General features: G+C 72.8%; 13 protein-coding genes. 7 read left to right on the plus strand and 6 right to left on the minus strand.

Annotated elements, in window-relative coordinates:
- Positions 1-52: 52 nt before the first annotated feature.
- Complete coding sequence (locus ACF1A1_RS24745) at positions 53-901, minus strand: alpha/beta hydrolase (protein ID WP_392002787.1); 849 nt, start codon at positions 899-901, stop codon at positions 53-55.
- 169 nt (positions 902-1,070) lie between these two features.
- Here ACF1A1_RS24745 and ACF1A1_RS24750 point away from each other — a divergent pair, with 169 nt between their 5' ends.
- From ACF1A1_RS24750 to ACF1A1_RS24780, 7 genes are all read left to right on the plus strand, one after another.
- Positions 1,071-1,850, plus strand: coding sequence for a response regulator transcription factor (locus ACF1A1_RS24750; RefSeq protein WP_392002789.1), 780 nt, complete (start codon positions 1,071-1,073; stop codon positions 1,848-1,850).
- A gap of 104 nt (positions 1,851-1,954) precedes the next feature.
- A complete protein-coding gene (locus ACF1A1_RS24755; RefSeq protein WP_392002790.1) occupies positions 1,955-2,977 on the plus strand; it encodes a LacI family DNA-binding transcriptional regulator in 1,023 nt (340 codons plus the stop codon).
- 249 nt (positions 2,978-3,226) lie between these two features.
- Positions 3,227-4,357, plus strand: a complete 1,131-nt coding sequence (locus ACF1A1_RS24760; RefSeq protein WP_392002792.1) for a S1C family serine protease — start codon at positions 3,227-3,229, stop codon at positions 4,355-4,357.
- 30 nt (positions 4,358-4,387) lie between these two features.
- Positions 4,388-4,582: a hypothetical protein gene (locus tag ACF1A1_RS24765; protein ID WP_392002793.1), complete on the plus strand. Its 195-nt coding sequence runs from the start codon at positions 4,388-4,390 to the stop codon at positions 4,580-4,582.
- Positions 4,583-4,671: 89 nt separating this feature from the next.
- On the plus strand, positions 4,672-5,406 hold the full coding sequence (locus ACF1A1_RS24770) for a response regulator transcription factor (RefSeq protein WP_392002795.1): 735 nt from the start codon (positions 4,672-4,674) through the stop codon (positions 5,404-5,406).
- Complete coding sequence (locus tag ACF1A1_RS24775; RefSeq protein WP_392002796.1) at positions 5,403-6,857, plus strand: ATP-binding protein; 1,455 nt, start codon at positions 5,403-5,405, stop codon at positions 6,855-6,857. The genes ACF1A1_RS24770 and ACF1A1_RS24775 overlap by 4 nt, the downstream gene beginning before the upstream one ends.
- Before the next feature lie 80 nt (positions 6,858-6,937).
- On the plus strand, positions 6,938-9,010 hold the full coding sequence (locus ACF1A1_RS24780) for a pectinesterase family protein (protein WP_392002798.1): 2,073 nt from the start codon (positions 6,938-6,940) through the stop codon (positions 9,008-9,010).
- On the opposite strand, the gene ACF1A1_RS24785 is transcribed toward ACF1A1_RS24780, so the two are convergent.
- The 5 genes from ACF1A1_RS24785 to ACF1A1_RS24805 form a co-directional block, all read right to left on the minus strand.
- Positions 8,997-10,436 (minus strand): DUF6177 family protein, encoded by a 1,440-nt coding sequence (locus ACF1A1_RS24785; protein ID WP_392002800.1) that lies wholly within the window; start codon positions 10,434-10,436, stop codon positions 8,997-8,999. The two genes, ACF1A1_RS24780 and ACF1A1_RS24785, sit on opposite strands and share 14 nt — an antisense overlap.
- Positions 10,433-14,410, minus strand: coding sequence for a type VII secretion protein EccCb (gene eccCb / locus ACF1A1_RS24790; RefSeq protein WP_392002802.1), 3,978 nt, complete (start codon positions 14,408-14,410; stop codon positions 10,433-10,435). The genes ACF1A1_RS24785 and eccCb overlap by 4 nt, the downstream gene beginning before the upstream one ends.
- Complete coding sequence (locus ACF1A1_RS24795) at positions 14,407-15,444, minus strand: type VII secretion protein (RefSeq protein WP_392002803.1); 1,038 nt, start codon at positions 15,442-15,444, stop codon at positions 14,407-14,409. The genes eccCb and ACF1A1_RS24795 overlap by 4 nt, the downstream gene beginning before the upstream one ends.
- Before the next feature lie 229 nt (positions 15,445-15,673).
- On the minus strand, positions 15,674-17,041 hold the full coding sequence (gene eccD, locus ACF1A1_RS24800; protein WP_392002804.1) for a type VII secretion integral membrane protein EccD: 1,368 nt from the start codon (positions 17,039-17,041) through the stop codon (positions 15,674-15,676).
- 31 nt (positions 17,042-17,072) lie between these two features.
- Entirely contained in the window at positions 17,073-17,354 is a 282-nt protein-coding gene (locus ACF1A1_RS24805) for a hypothetical protein (protein WP_392002805.1), read from the minus strand.
- Positions 17,355-17,366: the final 12 nt, after the last annotated feature.

Genomic DNA, 17,366 nt, shown 5'->3' on the forward strand with positions numbered 1-17,366 from the left:
CGTTCCTCAGTCGGTTCGGTCGGTCCATCGACGGTCGTTCAACAGGGTCAGGCTAGCCCGCCCGGGAGACCGCCCAGTCCCCGATGCGGGCCAGCAGAGCGTCGTCGGCGGCGTGTTCGGCGTGGCCCATGCCGGGCTCGAGCCAGAGTTCGCCGTGCTCACCGGCGGCCTCGGCCAGCATCCGGGGATGGTCGAGGGGGAAGTAGCCGTCCCGGTCGCCGTGGACGATCAGCAGCGGTGTCGGTGCCATCCTCCGGACCGCCTCCGCCGGGGACAGCGGCACCGGGTCCCATTCCCGGTGGTGGATGCGGGTGCGGAAGCCGTAGCGGCCGACCAGGCGGCCCTCGGGGCGGGTGACCAGCCAGTGCAGACGGCGCATGGGGGCCGTGCCCCGGTAGTACCAGCGGGCGGGCGCGCTGACCGAGACCACCGCGTCGGCCCCGCGCCCGTCCTCCCGGTGCAGGGCCGCGTGCCGCAGCACCACCGAGCCGCCCATGGAGAAGCCGACGGTGGCCACCCGCGTGTGCCCGATGCCACGGGCCCACTCGACCGCGGCCGCCAGGTCGAGGACCTCGCGGTCGCCGACCGTGGAGCGTCCGCCGGAGCGGCCGTGGCCCCGGAAGGAGAAGGTGACGACCGCCCCGTACCGCCCGAACGTGGACGCCACCCGGCGCACGTGCGGGCGGTCAACATCGCCCGTGAAACCGTGGGCCACGACGAACACCAGGTCACGGCACGGTGGCGCGGAGGCGTCGTATACGACCGCGCCCGGGTCGTATACGGAATCGAGGGAAACACCGTCGGCAGTGCGCAGAAACGTCCGGAAAGGTGTGCGTCTGTTCGTCTCGCAGTGCGGACGATCGACGGAACGCACCACATGACCCGCCCGACCATTGCTCATGTGGGCTATTCTGCTGGGCAGAGGACTCGGGCAGCGTAGCCCCCGGGTCCTTTTGTGCTTTCGGAAGCGTTGTATACGACGCGGGAAACCGCAGGTGTACGGGGCCCCGGGACGCAGAGCAGTGCCGCACCGCACACGTCCTCGCAGGGACCGAGGAGGAACCAGACGTATGAGTTCTCTGCTGCTCCTGACCAACGCCCTCCAGCCGTCGACGGAGGTGCTCCCCGCCCTCGGCCTGCTGCTGCACAACGTGCGGGTGGCTCCCGCCGAGGGCCCCGCCCTCGTCGACACCCCGGGTGCCGACGTCATCCTGATCGACGGACGCCGTGACCTGCCGCAGGTCCGCAGTCTGTGCCAGCTGCTGCGCTCCACCGGGCCCGGCTGTCCGCTCATCCTGGTCGTGACCGAGGGCGGCCTGGCCGCCGTCACCGCCGACTGGGGCATCGACGACGTCCTGCTGGACACCGCCGGACCGGCGGAGGTCGAGGCGCGGCTGCGCCTGGCCATGGGCCGTCAGCAGATCGTCAACGACGACTCCCCGATGGAGATCCGCAACGGCGACCTGTCCGTCGACGAGGCCACCTACTCCGCCAAGCTCAAGGGCCGCGTCCTCGACCTCACCTTCAAGGAGTTCGAGCTCCTGAAGTACCTCGCGCAGCACCCGGGCCGCGTCTTCACGCGCGCGCAACTGCTCCAGGAGGTCTGGGGCTACGACTACTTCGGCGGCACCCGGACGGTCGACGTCCACGTACGGCGTCTGCGCGCCAAGCTCGGACCCGAGCACGAGTCGCTGATCGGAACCGTCCGGAACGTCGGTTATCGATTCGTTACGCCCGAGAAGATCGACCGTGGCGCCGAGGAGACCAAGGGCAAGGCGGACCGGTCAAAGGCCGACGAACCGGACAACGAGGACGCCGTGAGCGCGGAAGAGGTCTCGGCGGAGGCGTAGCGCCCACGCGGGCGGGCGCCACTCGCGCCCGTTCTCGCCCGTCCGTGCGCAGCGATGCCGCGTACGCCCTGCCCGGAGCGGGTCCATCCGCGTAGACTCCGCGCGTGGCCAAGGTGACTCGGGACGACGTAGCGCGGCTGGCAGGGACGTCCACTGCCGTGGTCAGCTACGTCATCAACAACGGACCCCGGCCGGTCGCCCCGGCCACGCGCGAGCGTGTCCTCGCCGCCATCAAGGAGCTGGGGTACCGCCCGGACCGGGTCGCGCAGGCGATGGCGTCCCGGCGCACGGACCTCATAGGCCTGATCATCCCCGACGCCCGCCAGCCCTTCTTCGGGGAGATGGCGCACGCGGTCGAGCAGGCCGCGTCCGAGCGCGGCAAGATGGTGCTCGTCGGCAACACCGACTACGTGGGCGAGCGCGAGGTCCACTACCTGCGCGCCTTCCTCGGGATGCGGGTCTCCGGACTGATCCTCGTCAGCCACGCGCTCAACGATCTGGCGGCCGCCGAGATCGACGCCTGGGACGCCCGGGTGGTCCTGCTGCACGAGCGGCCCGAGGCCATCGACGACGTTGCCGTCGTCACCGACGACCTGGGCGGCGCCCAGCTCGCCGTACGGCATCTGCTGGAACACGGGTACGAGTACGTCGCCTGTGTGGGCGGCACCGCCGAGACGCCCTCCGTGGGCGACCCCGTCTCCGACCACGTCGAGGGCTGGCGGCGGGCCATGGACGAGGCCGGGATCAGCACCGAGGGCCGGCTCTTCGAAGCGCCGTACAACCGCTACGACGCCTACCGGATAGCTCTGGAGCTGCTGTCGGGCCCGGACCGGCCGCCCGCCGTCTTCTGCTCCACCGACGACCAGGCGATCGGTCTGCTGCGGGCCGCGCGCGAGCTGCGCATCGACGTGCCCGGCGAGCTGGGCGTGGCCGGCTTCGACGACATCAAGGAGGCGGCACTCGCCGATCCGCCCCTGACGACGGTCGCGTCGGACCGTTCGGCGATGGCGCGCTCGGCGGTGGACCTAGTCCTGGACGACGGGCTGCGGGTCGCCGGGTCGCGGCGCGAGCGGCTGAAGGTGTTCCCGTCGCGACTGGTGGTGCGGCGCTCCTGCGGCTGCACCTGACGGCTGCCACGGGTGCGGCCGCCTGCCGACACCGGGCCTGCGGGTACGGGGCGCGTGCGGGTACGGGGCCTGCGGGTACGGGGCCTGCGGGTTCGGGGCCTGCGGGTTCGGGGCCTGCCCTGTATGAAGGGTTTCTGAGAGGTACGGTCCCGCGCCCAGCACCGGCTTTATATCGGGCGTACGAGCTTCTGCCGGGCTTCTCAGGGAGCACTCAGGGAGCTCTCATGGTCGGGCGACAAGCTCATGGCCATGACCGAGAGCATCCGCCGCAGCGGCGAGTACGAGAACCACGAGAACCCGTACCAGGGCGCCCCGCAGCACGCCTCCACCCCCGTCAACCCGGAATGGCCGCCCCCGCCCGCCCACCAGCCGGCGCCGCAGCCCGTCGAGCCGGCCGCCGTGTGGCAGACGCAGGCGTGGGCTCAGGCCTCCGGCGGGGACGGCAGCGGCGGCGGGACCGCTCTCCTGACGCCCGTGGCGGCCGGGCCCGCGCCGGCGCCGAGGAGGAAGCGCACCCGGGGCCCGGTCGCGCTGCTCGCGGCGGTGGCGATCGTCGCCGCGGCCATCGGCGGCGGCACGGCCTACGGCATCCAGGAGCTGACCGGCAAGGACGAGGTGGTCGCCTCGTCCACGACGACCAGCGTGGTGCCCTCCAGCAGGACGGGTGACGTCGCCACGATCGCCGCGGCGGTCAGCCCGAGCGTCGTCGAGATCAACGCCACCCTCGCCGGCGGGTCCTCGACCGGCTCCGGCGTGATCATCACCGGCGACGGCGAGATCATCACCAACAACCACGTCATCTCCGGCGCCTCCTCGATCAAGGTGACGACCAGCGACGGCAAGTCGTACAACGCCACGGTCGTCGGCACCGACAGCAAGAAGGACCTCGCCCTGATCAAGCTGGAGAACGCCTCCGGCCTGAAGGCGGCGACCCTCGGCAACTCCGACGGCGTCCAGGTCGGTGACACGGTCGTCGCGATCGGCTCCCCCGAGGGCCTCACCGGCACCGTCACCAGCGGCATCGTCTCCGCCCTCGACCGGGACGTGACCGTCTCGACCGACGAGAGCCAGGGGCAGCAGCAACAGCAGCAGGGCGGTGGCTGGCCGTTCGAGTTCGGCGGGCAGCAGTTCAACGGTGACACCGGCTCGTCCACGACGACGTACAAGGCGATCCAGACGGACGCCTCCCTGAACCCCGGCAACTCCGGCGGCGCGCTGATCGACGCCAACGGCAACATCATCGGCATCAACTCCGCGATGTACTCCGCCGCGGACGCCACCTCCGCCGACGCCGGCAGCGTCGGCCTCGGCTTCGCCATCCCGATCAACACCGTCAAGACCGACCTGCCCACACTGCGGGCCGGCGGCTCCGACAGCTGAACGTCCTCGTCAACGAGCAGGGAGCACGTCATGATCAAGCAGGTTTCGCACCCGGTGACCGGCGTCGGCGCGGCCGACCTCGCCCTGGCCCTCGACGTGGCGTACGAGCTGCACGCCCCGGTGCGGCGGACGCCGCGCGCGCCGGAGGTGGCGACGGCCGCCGACGGGACCCCCGCGGGCCGCCGGTCCAGGGCCCGCCGCCGCCGGACCGCTCGCGCTCTCTGAGCCCGCCGCCCTTTACGCGCCCGCCGGGAACCATGCGAGGCTGAAGGCCCAGCCCGTGTCGTCCCACCGCACCCGAGGAATCCACACCCATGAGCCCCGCCGAAGGCGACCGTGACCCCCAGCGCATCCTGATCGTCGACGACGAGCCGGCGGTGCGCGAAGCACTCCAGCGCAGCCTCGCCTTCGAGGGCTACGACACGGAGGTCGCCGTGGACGGCGCGGACGCCCTGGAGAAGGCGACCGCCTACCGGCCCGACCTGGTCGTCCTCGACATCCAGATGCCCCGCATGGACGGCCTGACCGCCGCCCGCCGCATCCGCGGCGCCGGCGACACCACGCCCATCCTCATGCTGACCGCCCGCGACACGGTCGGCGACCGGGTCACCGGCCTCGACGCGGGCGCCGACGACTACCTGGTCAAGCCCTTCGAACTCGACGAGCTCTTCGCCCGCGTCCGCGCCCTGCTGCGCCGCAGCTCCTACGCGGCCGCCGTGACGGACGACGCCCAGGAGGACGAGGCCCTCACCTTCGCCGACCTGCGCATGGACCTCGCGACGCGCGAGGTCAGGCGCGGCGGGCGGCCGGTGGAACTGACCCGCACGGAGTTCACGCTCCTGGAGATGTTCATGGCGCACCCGCGCCAGGTCCTCACCCGGGAGCAGATCCTGAAGGCGGTCTGGGGCTTCGACTTCGAGCCCTCGTCCAACTCCCTCGACGTGTACGTGATGTACCTCCGCCGCAAGACCGAGGCGGGCGGCGAGCCGCGGCTCGTGCACACCGTGCGGGGTGTGGGGTACGTGTTGCGCCAGGGCGGGGCGGAGTGAACAGGGTCGTCCGCCGGTTCCGGGCCCTTCCCATCCGCACCCGGCTGTCGATGCTGGTCGCGGCGGCGGTGGCGTTCGCGGTGGCGGCGGTCTCGGTGACGTGTTGGTTCATCGTGCAGGGGAAGCTGTACGAGGAGCTGGAGAACGACCTGCGGTCGGGCGTCTCGCGTGCGCAGCCGGCGAACCTGGTGGCCGCCGCCCTCGAGACCTGTGCTCAGTCGCCGTCCGACGCCTTCCCCTTCGGCCCGCGTTTCAAGGGCTACTCCCAGTTGGTCCAGTCGAACGGCAAGTCCTGTATCTACGGCGCCTCCACGGCGCTGGTGAAGCTCACCGGCAGCGACACGAACGTGGCGAAGAACCCTCAGCGGGAAGTCGTCCGCAACGGCGTCGACGCCGACGGCAACGCGGTGCGCGTCCTGACCACGGCGCTCGTCGTCGACGGCGCCGACGGCCAGTACGTCGTCAAGGACGCCGCCCTCCTTGTCGCCGTTCCTCTGAAGAGCACCCAGTCCACCCTCAACGAACTCGCCCTCATCCTCCTCCTGGTCTCCGGCGTCGGAGTCCTCGGGGCCGGTGCCGCCGGGCTCGCGGTCGCGCGGGCCGGGCTGCGTCCCGTCGACAAGCTCACCGAGGCCGTCGAGCACGTCGCCCGGACGGAGGACCTGAGCATCCGTATCCCGGTGGAGGACGAGAGCGAGGACGAGGTGGCGCGGCTCTCCCGCTCGTTCAACTCGATGACCTCCGCCCTCGCCAACTCCCGTGAACTGCAACAGCAGCTGATCGCGGACGCCGGTCACGAACTCCGCACCCCCCTCACCTCCCTGCGCACGAACATCGAACTCCTCACCCGGAGCGAGGAGACGGGCCGTCCCCTCCCCGAGGCGGACCGCAAGGCGCTGCTCGCCTCGGTGAAGGCGCAGATGACGGAACTGGCGTCCCTCATAGGCGACCTCCAGGAACTGTCCCGCTCGGAAGGCCAGCGCGGCGAACGCGTGCAGGTGGTCTCCCTGGAGGACACCGTCGAGGCGGCCCTGCGCCGGGCCCGCCTCCGCGGCCCGGAGCTGACCATCACCGCGTCCCTGGACCCCTGGTTCACCCGGGCGGAACCGGCGGCGCTGGAGCGCGCGGTGGTCAACATCCTCGACAACGCGGTGAAGTTCAGCCCGGAGGGCGGCACGGTCGACGTCCGGCTGACCGACGGCGTCCTGACCGTACGCGACCACGGCCCCGGCATCCCCGAGGACGAACTCCCGCACGTCTTCGACCGCTTCTGGCGCTCCCCCGGCGCGAGGGCCCTCCCCGGCTCGGGCCTCGGCCTGTCGATCGTCGCCCGCACGGTGGAGGAGGCCGGCGGCGACGTCACCCTGGCCCGCGCCCAGGGCGGCGGCACGGTGGCGACCGTACGCCTGCCGGGGGCGCCGACGCCTCCGCCGGAGACTGCGGCCATGTGACCTCCCTGCCCCGGCAACCTTTCCGCTCCGTGCGGCGACCCACCAGCGGTCCCACTCCCCCACACGGAACGGAAGGTCGTATGAGCGCGTACCGCGTCACACATACGGACAGGCCCCGCCACCGCAGGCGCGGGAAGGCTCTCGCGGTCGGTGTGCCGTTGGTCCTGACCGCGGCCGGCACGCTGGCGTACGGAACGGTGTTCGGGCTCGGCACCCAGCAGAACGCGTCCGCCGCCACCACCGCCCCCGCCTGGGCCACCGCCGCGGCCGACGGTTTCGCCTCCGTCAACGCGCTCGGCCAGAACGGCACCTACGGGGGCCGGGACGGCAGGACCGTCACCGTGACGACCCTCGCCGACCTGGAGAAGTACGCGACGGCCGCCGAGCCGTACGTGATCGTCGTCGCGGCCACCATCAACATGAACCCGGTCGGCAAGGAGATCAGGGTCGCGTCCGACAAGACCATCGTCGGGTCCGGGACCTCCGGGCACATCGTCGGCGGCGGCTTCTTCCTCGGGCAGGGCGTCCACAACGTGATCATCCGGAACCTGACGATCCGGGACGCGTACCAGGGTGTCTGGAACGACAAGGAGCACGACTTCGACGCCGTCCAGATGGACGGGGCGCACCACGTCTGGATCGACCACAACGACCTGCGGCGCATGGCCGACGGGCTGATCGACGTCCGCAAGGACAGCACGTACGTGACCGTGTCCTGGAACAAGCTGAGCGACGACAACAAGGCGTTCGGCATCGGCTGGACCGAGAACGTCGTCACCGACATCACGATCCACCACAACTGGATCCGTGAGACCGAGCAGCGCAACCCGTCGACGGACAACGCCGCCCACGCGCACCTCTACAACAACTACCTGGAGGACGTGGCGGGCACCACCATCAAGTCCTCGTACGGCAACTACTCGCGCGGCGGCACGAGGATGGTCCTGGAGAACTCCTACTTCCAGGGCGTCAACAACCCCGTCATCAAGGACAGCACCGCGTCGATCGTCCAGCGGGGCAACACCTTCGTCTCGACGAGCGGGCGCAACGAGAGCGGGGGCAGCGCCTTCGACCCGAAGACGTACTACGCCTACACGCTGGACAGAACCGCCGACGTGCCCGCGCTCCTGAAGTCGGGTGCGGGGCCGCGTACGTCGATCGGTACGGCCTCCGCCACCACGAAGGCCGCCGCCGCGACGACCCTCACCGTCGCGCAGGACGGCAGCGGGCAGTACCGGACCGTGCAGGCGGCCGTGAACGCCGTACCGGCGAACAACCCCTCCCGGGTGGTCATCTCCGTCAAGCCGGGCACGTACCGCGAGACGGTCCGGGTCCCGGCCAACAAGCCGCACGTCACGATCCAGGGCACGGGCGGCAGCCGCAAGGACACGGTGATCGTCTACAACAACGCGGCGGGCACGCCGAAGCCCGACGGTTCCGGCACGTACGGCACGGGCGGCAGCGCCACCGTCGCCGTCGAGGCGGACGACTTCCAGGCCCGCAACCTGACCGTCTCCAACGACTTCGACGAGGCCGCCAACCAGTCCCTCTCCGGTCACCAGGCGGTCGCCCTGCGCACCGCCGCGGACAAGGTGTTCCTCGACGGCGTCATCGTCAGCGGCGACCAGGACACCCTGCTGGTGGACACCGCGGCCAAGGACCGGCTGGGCCGGGTCTACATGACCAACTCCTACGTCATCGGCAACGTCGACTTCATCTTCGGCCGGGCCACCGCGGTGATCGACCGGTCCGTCATCACCCTGAAGAAGCGCTGGAACGGCACCTCGGCCGGCTACGTCACCGCCCCGAGCACGCCCGCCAACCGCAAGGGCATCCTGATCGCCAACTCCACCGTCAACGGTGACGTGTCCGACCGCAGCTTCCACCTCGGCCGCCCCTGGCACGCCGGGGGCGACGCGACCCTCGACCCGCAGACGACGGTCCGCAACACCACGCTCAGCGCCGCGATCAAGACCGCTCCGTGGACCGACATGAGCGGCTTCTCCTGGAAGGACGACCGGTTCGCCGAGTACCAGAACACCGGTGCGGGCGCGGGCAGCGCGAGCAGCGACCGCCCCCAGCTCACCGCCGCCCAGGCCGCCGACCAGGAGGTCGCGGACTGGCTGGCGGGCTGGACGCCTACGGCTTCCTGACCGGGACGTCGCGGAGGTCGCGGAGGTCGCGGACGTCGGGGACGTCGGGGACGTCGCCGCCCCAGCGCGGGCGCAGGTCGCGCATCAGCGCCGTGAAGCGGTCCCATGCCTTGGGGCCGCTTCCGTCGTTCAGGGGGTTGTCGCTCAGGGGGTAGTGCAGGGCCCGGCCCAGGCGGACCGGCTGGGGGCCGGTCGTCGCGTGCGGCTCGTCGACGGCCAGGGTCAGCGACACCGGGACCGGCGGGGCCTCCGCGTGCGGTGGCACGGTCAGATCGCGGCGAGCCGCGCGGAGCGAGGTCAGGAGGGTGACCAGGTCGTGGTCGGCGGCCAGGGTCTCGACGAGCGGGGCGATCGCGTCCAGGGGGACGGGCTCGTCCGCTCCGTGGCCGACGGCGAGTGTGATCTCCTCCTCCACTCCCCCCGTCGTGCGCCGCACCCGGACGGTGGCGATCGCCGGGCGGCCGGGACGGCCGACGGCGGTCAACCAGGTGGGGCGGGGGGCGCGGGATCGGGCCAGGTCCGTCAACGGACGGGTCGACCAGGGCAGGTTGACCGGTTCCGCGGTGCTCCAGCCGGCCGGCGGGGCGCCGGTGAGGTGCCGGAAGGCGGCCTCCAGGGCGCCCCCCAGGACCAGGTTCTCGCCGGCGGGGTGGCGGGTGCGGAAGGACAGGATCAGCTGGCGGTCGTCCGTGGGCGGGGCAGCCGTGAAGGGCGCTGCCGGGCCGTCCGCGTCGGGTACCGGGGCGAAGGCGCCGTCCGTCCAGTGCAGGATCACGCCGGACAGGCCGTCGTAGTAGCCGAGGTCGGGATCCTGGACCACCCAGCGGTTGGGCAGGCCCCGCAGGGCCGTGCGGGCGGGGAGCGTGAGGCGGGCGGTGGGCGGGGTGACGATCTGCAGGGCGCGCTCGCCCTCGGTGGCGGTGCGCAGCGCGTCGGAGAGCCAGCTCGTCATGGCGACCAGGGGACGGTCCTGGATGACAATGGCCGCCCGGTCGGTGAGGACGTCGACCGCGGGGGCGGTGGAGGCCGGGGCCGGGACCGCCGACACGTCCGTGGTCAGCGGGACGACCTCCGTGGTGACGGCCTCCGGGGGCCAGACCGTGCCGCCGAGGACCGTCGCCAGCCGTCCGGCGAAGGAACCCGCGAGACGTCCGGCCTCGGCGACGGCGGTGGAGGCCCGGGCCTCGGTCCACCACACGGGCGGCGGGACGTCGTGGCCGAGCAGGCGGACGGTCTCCCCCGGGACCTGGACCAGCACCGGCGCCTCCACGGAGACCAGCGGCCGTCCGTCGGTGGCACACAGCTGGACGACCGCACCTTCGGCGAGGGTGTCGACGCCGAGGCCGGGGCCGCCGGCGTACAGGCCGGCGAGCAGGGCGGGCAGGTCCGGCATCCTGGGAGTGAGGGCGATGACGTCCTTGGTCACGAGGTTTCTTCCCGGGCTTCCGTCAGAGCGGTCTGGATGAGTTGGTGGGGACGGCCGCGGCGTACGAACGTGCCCCGTCCGGGCGGCAGCTGGGAGGCGTACAGGCCGGGGAAAAGCCGGCCCTCGGTGCGGTCGCCGGTCATGACGAGGGCGGCCGTTCCCGTCTCGCGCAATGTGGTCAGCAGCGGTTCGTACAGGGCGCGGGAGGCGCCGGCGGTGCGGCGGGCGAGCACGAAGTGCAGGCCGATGTCCTGCGCGGAGGACACGTACGGCAGGAAGGGTGATAGGGGCTGCTGGCCGGCGGTGGTGAGGATGTCGTAGTCGTCGACGAGGATGACGATCCGTGGGCCGGTGAAGACGGGATCGGTGGTGATCGTGTCCGGGTCGGCACTCTCCGGAAGGCGTTTCTCCAGCTCGGTCGCGATGCCCGTGGACAGGGCGGCGGCGAGCTTGGCGTTATGGGCGTAGCCGCCGCGGTACGGCTCCGGGACGACACCGCGCAGGCCCCTGCGCGGGTCGTAGACGCCGAAGACCAGTTCCTCGTCGGAGTACCGCGCCACGAGTCCGGCGACGATCAGCTTCAGCAGGTTCGTCTTGCCGCACTCGTTGTCGCCGAGGACCAGCAGGTGCTGATCGGTGCCGAACAGGTCGAGCGCGACCGGTGCGAGGGCGTCCTGGTCGACGCCGAGGGGGACGCGGTGCGGCTCGGTGGCCGGCGAGGGCAGCCGGGCGGCGGTCAGGCGGGTCGGCAGCACCCGCACCGGGGGCGCGAGTTCGCCGTGCCAGGCGGCGCGCAGGGTGCGGACGGCGCCTTCCAGGGCCGGGCCCAGATCGCCGGTCGTGCGCCGACCGTCGATGCGGGGCAGGGCGACCTGCGCGAACAGCTTGCCGTCGGTCAGGGCGCGGCCGGGCACGTCCGGGGCGAGGGTCTCCGACAGTTTGCGGTCGACGGAGGAGTCGGAGGGGTCGTTCAGGCGCAACTCGACGCGGCTGCCGAACATCGACTGGGAGGCGATCCGCACGTCGTTCCAGCGCAGCATGCCCGCCACCACGTGGATGCCGTAGCCGCCGCCGCGCTTGAGCAGGTCGACGACCGGGTCGTCGAGGTCGGCGAACTCGTCGCGCAGCGCGCCGAACCCGTCGATCAGCAGGACGACGTCGGTGGCGCCGAGCTGCGGCAGCCGGCCCTGTCTGCGCAGGTGGCGGAGCTGTTCGACGGAGTCGATGCCGTGCTCGCGGAAGACCGCCTCGCGTTCGGCGAGCATCATGCGCATCTCGGCGACCGTGCGCGCGGCCCGCTCCTGGTCGGCGCGCCCGGCGATCCCGCCGACGTGCGGCAGCCCCGCCAGTGCCGACAGTCCGCCGCCCGCCAAGTCCAGGCCGTACACGGCGACGTCGTACGGGGTGTGGGTCAGCGCGAGGGAGAGGGCGAGGGTGCGCAGGAGGGTCCTCTTGCCGGACTGCGGGCCGCCGATCACCGCCACGTGCCCGCCGGCCACCGTGAGGTCGAGCAGCCAGGGCTGCTGCCACTGGCGGGCCGGGTCGTCGAGCGTGCCCAGCGGGACCCGCATCGGGCCGTCGGCGGCGGCCAGCCGCACGCCGTCCGGGCCGGCGCTCAGCGGGCCCGCCGCCGCGTCGAGGGGGGTCGCGTCCGGGAGTGGGGGCAGCCAGATACGACGTACCGGCGGTGCCCCGGCGGCGAGTTGGGCGACCATCACGGAGAGGGTGGTGGGACCGGTCTCGCGCCTGACGGGTTCCTCGGCCTCCGGCGTCGCGTCCTGCTGTCGCGGGGTGTGGTACGTCGGGTAGGGCAGGGCGAGCGGCCGGTCGTCCCGCTGTTCACGCACCGCCGGCCCGTGGTGGGTGCCGGAGACGTATCCCGCTTTGAACCGCTCGTACGTCGAGGTGTCCACCTTGAGATAGCCGAAGCCCGGCAGTGGGGGCAGGTGGAACGCGTCGGTGGTGTCGAGGACCGTGCGTGACTCGTCGGCGGAGAAGGTGCGCAGGCCGAGCCGGTACGACAGGTAGGTGTCCAGGCCCTTGAGCCTGCCGCCCTCGATGCGCTGGCTGGACAGCAGCAGATGGACGCCGATGGAGCGGCCGATGCGGCCGATGGACAGGAACAGGTCGATGAAGTCCGGTTTGGCGGTGATGAGTTCGCCGAACTCGTCGATGACGACGAAGAGGTGCGGGAGGGGGTCGAGGTCGCTTCTCTCCGTGGCGCGCAGGACGGCGTAGTGGCCGATGTCGGCGACGTTGCCCGCGTCCTTGAGGACCTGCTGACGCCGCTTGACCTCGCCGGCGAGGCTGGAGTGGACGCGTTCGACGAGGCCGGCCTGGTTCTCCAGGTTGGTGATCATCCCGGCGACGTGCGGGAGGCCGGCGAAGGGGGCGAAGGTGGCGCCGCCCTTGTAGTCGACCAGGACGAGGGCCAGGTCCTCGGGGGAGTGGGTGGCGGCGAGGGCGAGGACGAGGGTGCGCAGCAGCTCGCTCTTGCCGGAGCCGGTGGCGCCCACGCACAGGCCGTGCGGGCCCATGCCGAGCTGGGAGGACTCCTTCAGGTCGAGCAGGACGGGCTCGTGACGGTCGGTGAGGCCGATGGGGACGCGCAGGAAGTCGCGTTCGGAACGGGGTTTCCACAGGGTGGGGAGGTCGAGGGTCGCGGGGTCGTCGATGCCGAGGAGCGCGGGGAAGTCGACGGGCCCGGAGACCGGGGTGCCCTCGGCGGCGGACTCCGGCGACAGCCGCAGCGGAGCCAGCAGGCGGGCGATGCCCTCGGCGGTGGGGGCGGTGACGGGGTCGACGGTGCCGGTGGCCGTGGTGGCGGGGCGCAGGTCGTCGACGGTGACCCGGTCGCCGTCCACCGTGATGCGCACGCTCACCTCGTCCGGCTCGTGCACCTGCTCCTGGAGGAGGTGGAGCACGGTGACGCCCATGTCGGGCAGGCCGATCGCCGCGTCGGGGCGCGGGAGTTCGGCCGCGGTGGCGCCGTACGTGTCGCTGACGACGAGCATCCGCGCGGCCAGCCGTACCGCGCCCCGATCGGCCAGGCCCCGGCGGACCTCGGCGGCGTAGGCGGCGCGGCGGCGCAGGTCCGGGGCGCACAGCCGGGCCAGGGAGGTGAGGTCGGGGACGATGCGGCGGGCGGCGACCGGGCCGTCGAAGATCTGCGGGTCGAGGACGTGGGGCAGCCACTTGGCCCAGGCCCAGGTGGGCTCGTCGGCGGTGGCGAGGGCGAGGGCGACGTCGTCCGGGGCGTGGGTGACGGCTGTCTGGAGGAGGAGGGCGCGGGCGACACGCAGGACGTCGTCCCGGTCGGCGCCGACGACGCTGACGTTGCCGGCCCGGTCCAGGGGGACGGTGAGCGGGAAGTCGGTGGCGGTGGAGAAACGGTTCCGGAGGGCGCGGGCCTCGTTGAGCATGAAGGGGTCCGGCGGGGTCAGGACACCGCCGACGCCGCTCTGCCCGATGACCAGGTCCTGCACCGGGACGTCACCGACGCCGACGCGGACGCGCAGGAAGTCCGCATCGGTGCGGCGGCGCTCCCACAGGCGTGCCGGGTCACGCACGAGGTCGTACAGGGCCTGCGGAGGCGGATCGAGGAGACGGGAGCGGCGGCGTCGGTCCCGTTCGTCCGCGCCCAGTTCGGCGCGCAACTCCTCCAGGTACTCCAGATAGCGCTCGCGCTGTACGCGCCGGGTGCGCTGCGCCTTCCCGCGCTGCGACAGGAACAGCGCCAGCGCGCCGAACAACGCCACGACCAGCACGATCGCGCCGAGCGCGGCGAACTGGCTGTTGCGGATGACGGTCATCAGCACCACGGAGCTGATGACGCCGGCCATCGGCAGCAGCGCGGTCGCCGCGTTGCCCACCCGGCCCTCGGGCAGGTTCGGCGGAGGCTCGACCGTACGGGCCGGCGCCGGCTCCAGGGGCCGGGTGCTGCGCGCGGGCCGGTGCACCACCCGCTGGGTCATCGCACCCTCACCGCCCTGCGCATCGCCTCGGCCGCCAGCCGGACGGCCGCGTCACGGGTGCCTTCGCCCAGCATCGCGGTGTGGATGGGCCCTCCTTGGGCGAGGTGACGGTCGTAGGGGAGCGGGATCACGGGCACGCCGGGCCGGCGCAGATGGGCGGCGGCGGTTTTCGCGTCGAGGGTGGTGTCCGGTGTCGCCGAGCTCAGGGCGACGACGGTTCCGGCGAGCGCGGAGTGCGGCAACTGGCCGAGCCAGTCCAGCACCTGGCGGGTGCCGTCGACGCCCTCGGCGGTCATCGGGGCGACGACGACCCGCGCGTGGGCCGTGTCCATCGCGGTACGGGCCACCTCGCCGGGGAGCGTCTCGCAGTCCACCACCGTGACGGCGAAGTAGCGGCGCAGGGCCAGGGTCACCGTGCGATACGTCCCTACGTCCAGGGGCGCGCCGACCCGGCCCTGGCTCGCCGGCAGCAGCCAGCCGCCGTCCGTGACCGGCACCAGGTAGCCGGTGATGTCGGTCAGGTGCATGGCGGGGGTGAGGATTCGGGCAAGGTCCCCCGCCGACCAGCGCACCGACTCCGCGCCCATGCGGACCGGGAGCGTGCCGAGAGCGGCATCGGCTTCCAGGGTGAGGACGGGGTCGTGCCGGTAGTGGTTGAACGTACGGCCCAGCAGCGCGGAGACGGTGGACTTGCCGACGCCGCCGCGGATCGAGGTGACCGCTATGACCCGGCCGGTGGTGACCGGCTGCTGCACCTCCTGAGCGAGGCGGCTCCGCTCGACGACCTCCTGATTCGCGGAGGCCGTCAGCCTGCGCAGCCCGCGCCCGGCGCGACGGGTGACGGGATCGCCGTGCTGGGGCCGGCCGAGGGCGATGGCGAGCCGGGGGTCGAGGGTGGGCAGGGTCTCCGGGGTGGGGAGGTGCTTCCGCGGTGGGGTGGAGCCCCGGGGATGGGGCGGGGTGGGCTGCGGTGCGGGGGCGGGGGGTGAGGGGGGCGGGGATGCGGTGGGGTCTGCGGGGGCCGCAGGTGTCAAAGGCTGCGGCGCGGGAGCCGGGGGTGCGGTGGGGGCGACGGGAACCGCAGGTGTCGTGGGACCGACTGGAGCAGCAGGCGCCGTGGGGCCGGCGGAGGCCGCCGGTGCCGTGGGCCTGGCGGGTGGCGGTGTCGGCGGCTGTACCTCGCGCGCCGTGCCGTCCGTCAGCTCCCGCAGCACCTCCCGCTGCCAGTGCTCTCCCCCGCCCATACCGCTCCTCCCGCTCCCCTCACGCGAAGGTGTCGAGCAGCCGCCCGTACACCCCGAACACGCCGACGACCAGCGGGAACAGGGCGATGACGGCCAGCGATTCCACGGTGTCGCCGAGCCGCCGCAGCCGCACCCGCAGATGCTCGGCCGGCTCCCCGGCCAGCACCGCCAGCGGTACGACCGCCGACAGCGCGAGCACGGCCAGCGGCCCCGCCGGGGAGCCGGCGTGTGCGAGCCACACGGTGATCAGCCGCAGCGCGACACAGGCGGAGGCCAACAACAGCGCCACGACCTCGACGGTGAGGGGGAAGGCGCGGGCCCGCAGGGCGAGGACGACGGTGGCGGCGACGGCCAGCCCGACGGTCCACGGCGAGGTGGTGCGCAGCGCGAGCACCCCGCCCGCGGCACCGGACACGCCGAGCACGAGCGTCGCGAGCGCGAGCCCGCGGTGGGTGGCCGCGAGTGCGGTGCCGACCTCGTGACGGGCGACCGTCGCACCGCCGGTACGCCGGTCGTCGAGCCGGGTGAGTCCCGAGGCCATCAGGGCGAGCCGGGGCAGCAGGCCGAGCACGACGAGGGAGACGACGACGAGGAGGGCGCCGACCCGGGCCTGCTGGGCGGCCGTGCCGGCCCCGTCCTGCGTCCCGAGAGCCACCTCCCAAACGGCTACGACGGCGGCGAGCGCCCCGGCCCCGGTCAGCGCCGCCCTCCCGAGTGGGGTGACCCGGCCGGCCAGCGCGAGGACGACGGCGACGACTCCGGTCAGGGCGGCGAGCCGTGTCCCGCCCGCCCAGGCGTGGGCGTCGGCGAGGGCCGAGACGCCGAGGACACCCAGCGCGCCGGCGGTGGCGACGAGGGTGGCGGCGAGCTGGGGACGGTGGAATCGCCCGCAGAACAGCCCGGCGAGGGCGGCGAGCACCGCGACGGCCAGTATCCCGCCGCCGAGGGCGGCCGGTCCGACGTACCCTCGCGCGAGCAGGGCGGACGCCACGGCCCACAGCACGACGGCACACCCGGCGACGACCCGCCGCGCCTCCGGCCGCCAGCGCCAGGCCCGTACGCCGAGGTCGTCGGCGACCTCGTCACTGACGTCGTGGACGACGGGCGCCGAGGGCGCGTCCTCCGCCCGCACCAGCCGCAGCACCGTTCCGTCGGGGATTCCGGCGGACTCCAGGGTGTGGTCGTGGGCGAGTGCCGAGCCGTCCGCGGTCACCAGATGCCGCACTTCCGGCCGCCCGGCCGGGCGGTCCTCCAAGAGCCCCATGATCTCCGGGAGCAGGACACCGACGGGCTCCCGCGCGGGCAGGACGAGGTCGATCCGGTGCCGCTCACCGACCAGGGTGATCCGGCTGAGCGCGGTACGACTTGTGGTCGCGGTACTGCTCAAGGCCCCCGTGGCTGTCACGTGTTCGAACCTATCACCGGGTGGTCGCAGGGACGGAGGACGAGGACTGGGGGGAGGGCGGCACGGACGTGGACCCGTACGGGCTCTTCCCGATCACCCGGTTCGCCACGAACGACCAGCCCACACACCCCGCACACACCACGGCCGCGATCACGACCCCGGCAAACGCCTTCCCGATCCGCTCGTCCACGGAACGCCGTTGACGCTGCGCGCCGAAGAGCAGGGCGTCCCGCAGACGTCGGCGGCGGACCGCCACGGATTCGAGGAGCTGGTTGTCGTAGTCCTGGGCGGTCATGTGTTCCACCCG

Origin of the sequence: Streptomyces sp. NPDC014995, from assembly GCF_043080745.1 — a bacterium.
Taxonomy (GTDB): domain Bacteria; phylum Actinomycetota; class Actinomycetes; order Streptomycetales; family Streptomycetaceae; genus Streptomyces.

What these genes read in the sequence shown, in the direction of transcription:
- ACF1A1_RS24745 (WP_392002787.1), bottom strand. Translation starts at nt 901, where the DNA reads ATGAGCAATGGTCGGGCGGGTCATGTGGTGCGTTCCGTCGATCGTCCG.
- ACF1A1_RS24750 (WP_392002789.1), top strand. Translation starts at nt 1,071, where the DNA reads ATGAGTTCTCTGCTGCTCCTGACCAACGCCCTCCAGCCGTCGACGGAG.
- ACF1A1_RS24760 (WP_392002792.1), top strand. Translation starts at nt 3,227, where the DNA reads ATGACCGAGAGCATCCGCCGCAGCGGCGAGTACGAGAACCACGAGAAC.
- ACF1A1_RS24765 (WP_392002793.1), top strand. Translation starts at nt 4,388, where the DNA reads ATGATCAAGCAGGTTTCGCACCCGGTGACCGGCGTCGGCGCGGCCGAC.
- ACF1A1_RS24770 (WP_392002795.1), top strand. Translation starts at nt 4,672, where the DNA reads ATGAGCCCCGCCGAAGGCGACCGTGACCCCCAGCGCATCCTGATCGTC.
- ACF1A1_RS24780 (WP_392002798.1), top strand. Translation starts at nt 6,938, where the DNA reads ATGAGCGCGTACCGCGTCACACATACGGACAGGCCCCGCCACCGCAGG.
- eccCb (WP_392002802.1), bottom strand. Translation starts at nt 14,410, where the DNA reads ATGACCCAGCGGGTGGTGCACCGGCCCGCGCGCAGCACCCGGCCCCTG.
- ACF1A1_RS24805 (WP_392002805.1), bottom strand. Translation starts at nt 17,354, where the DNA reads ATGACCGCCCAGGACTACGACAACCAGCTCCTCGAATCCGTGGCGGTC.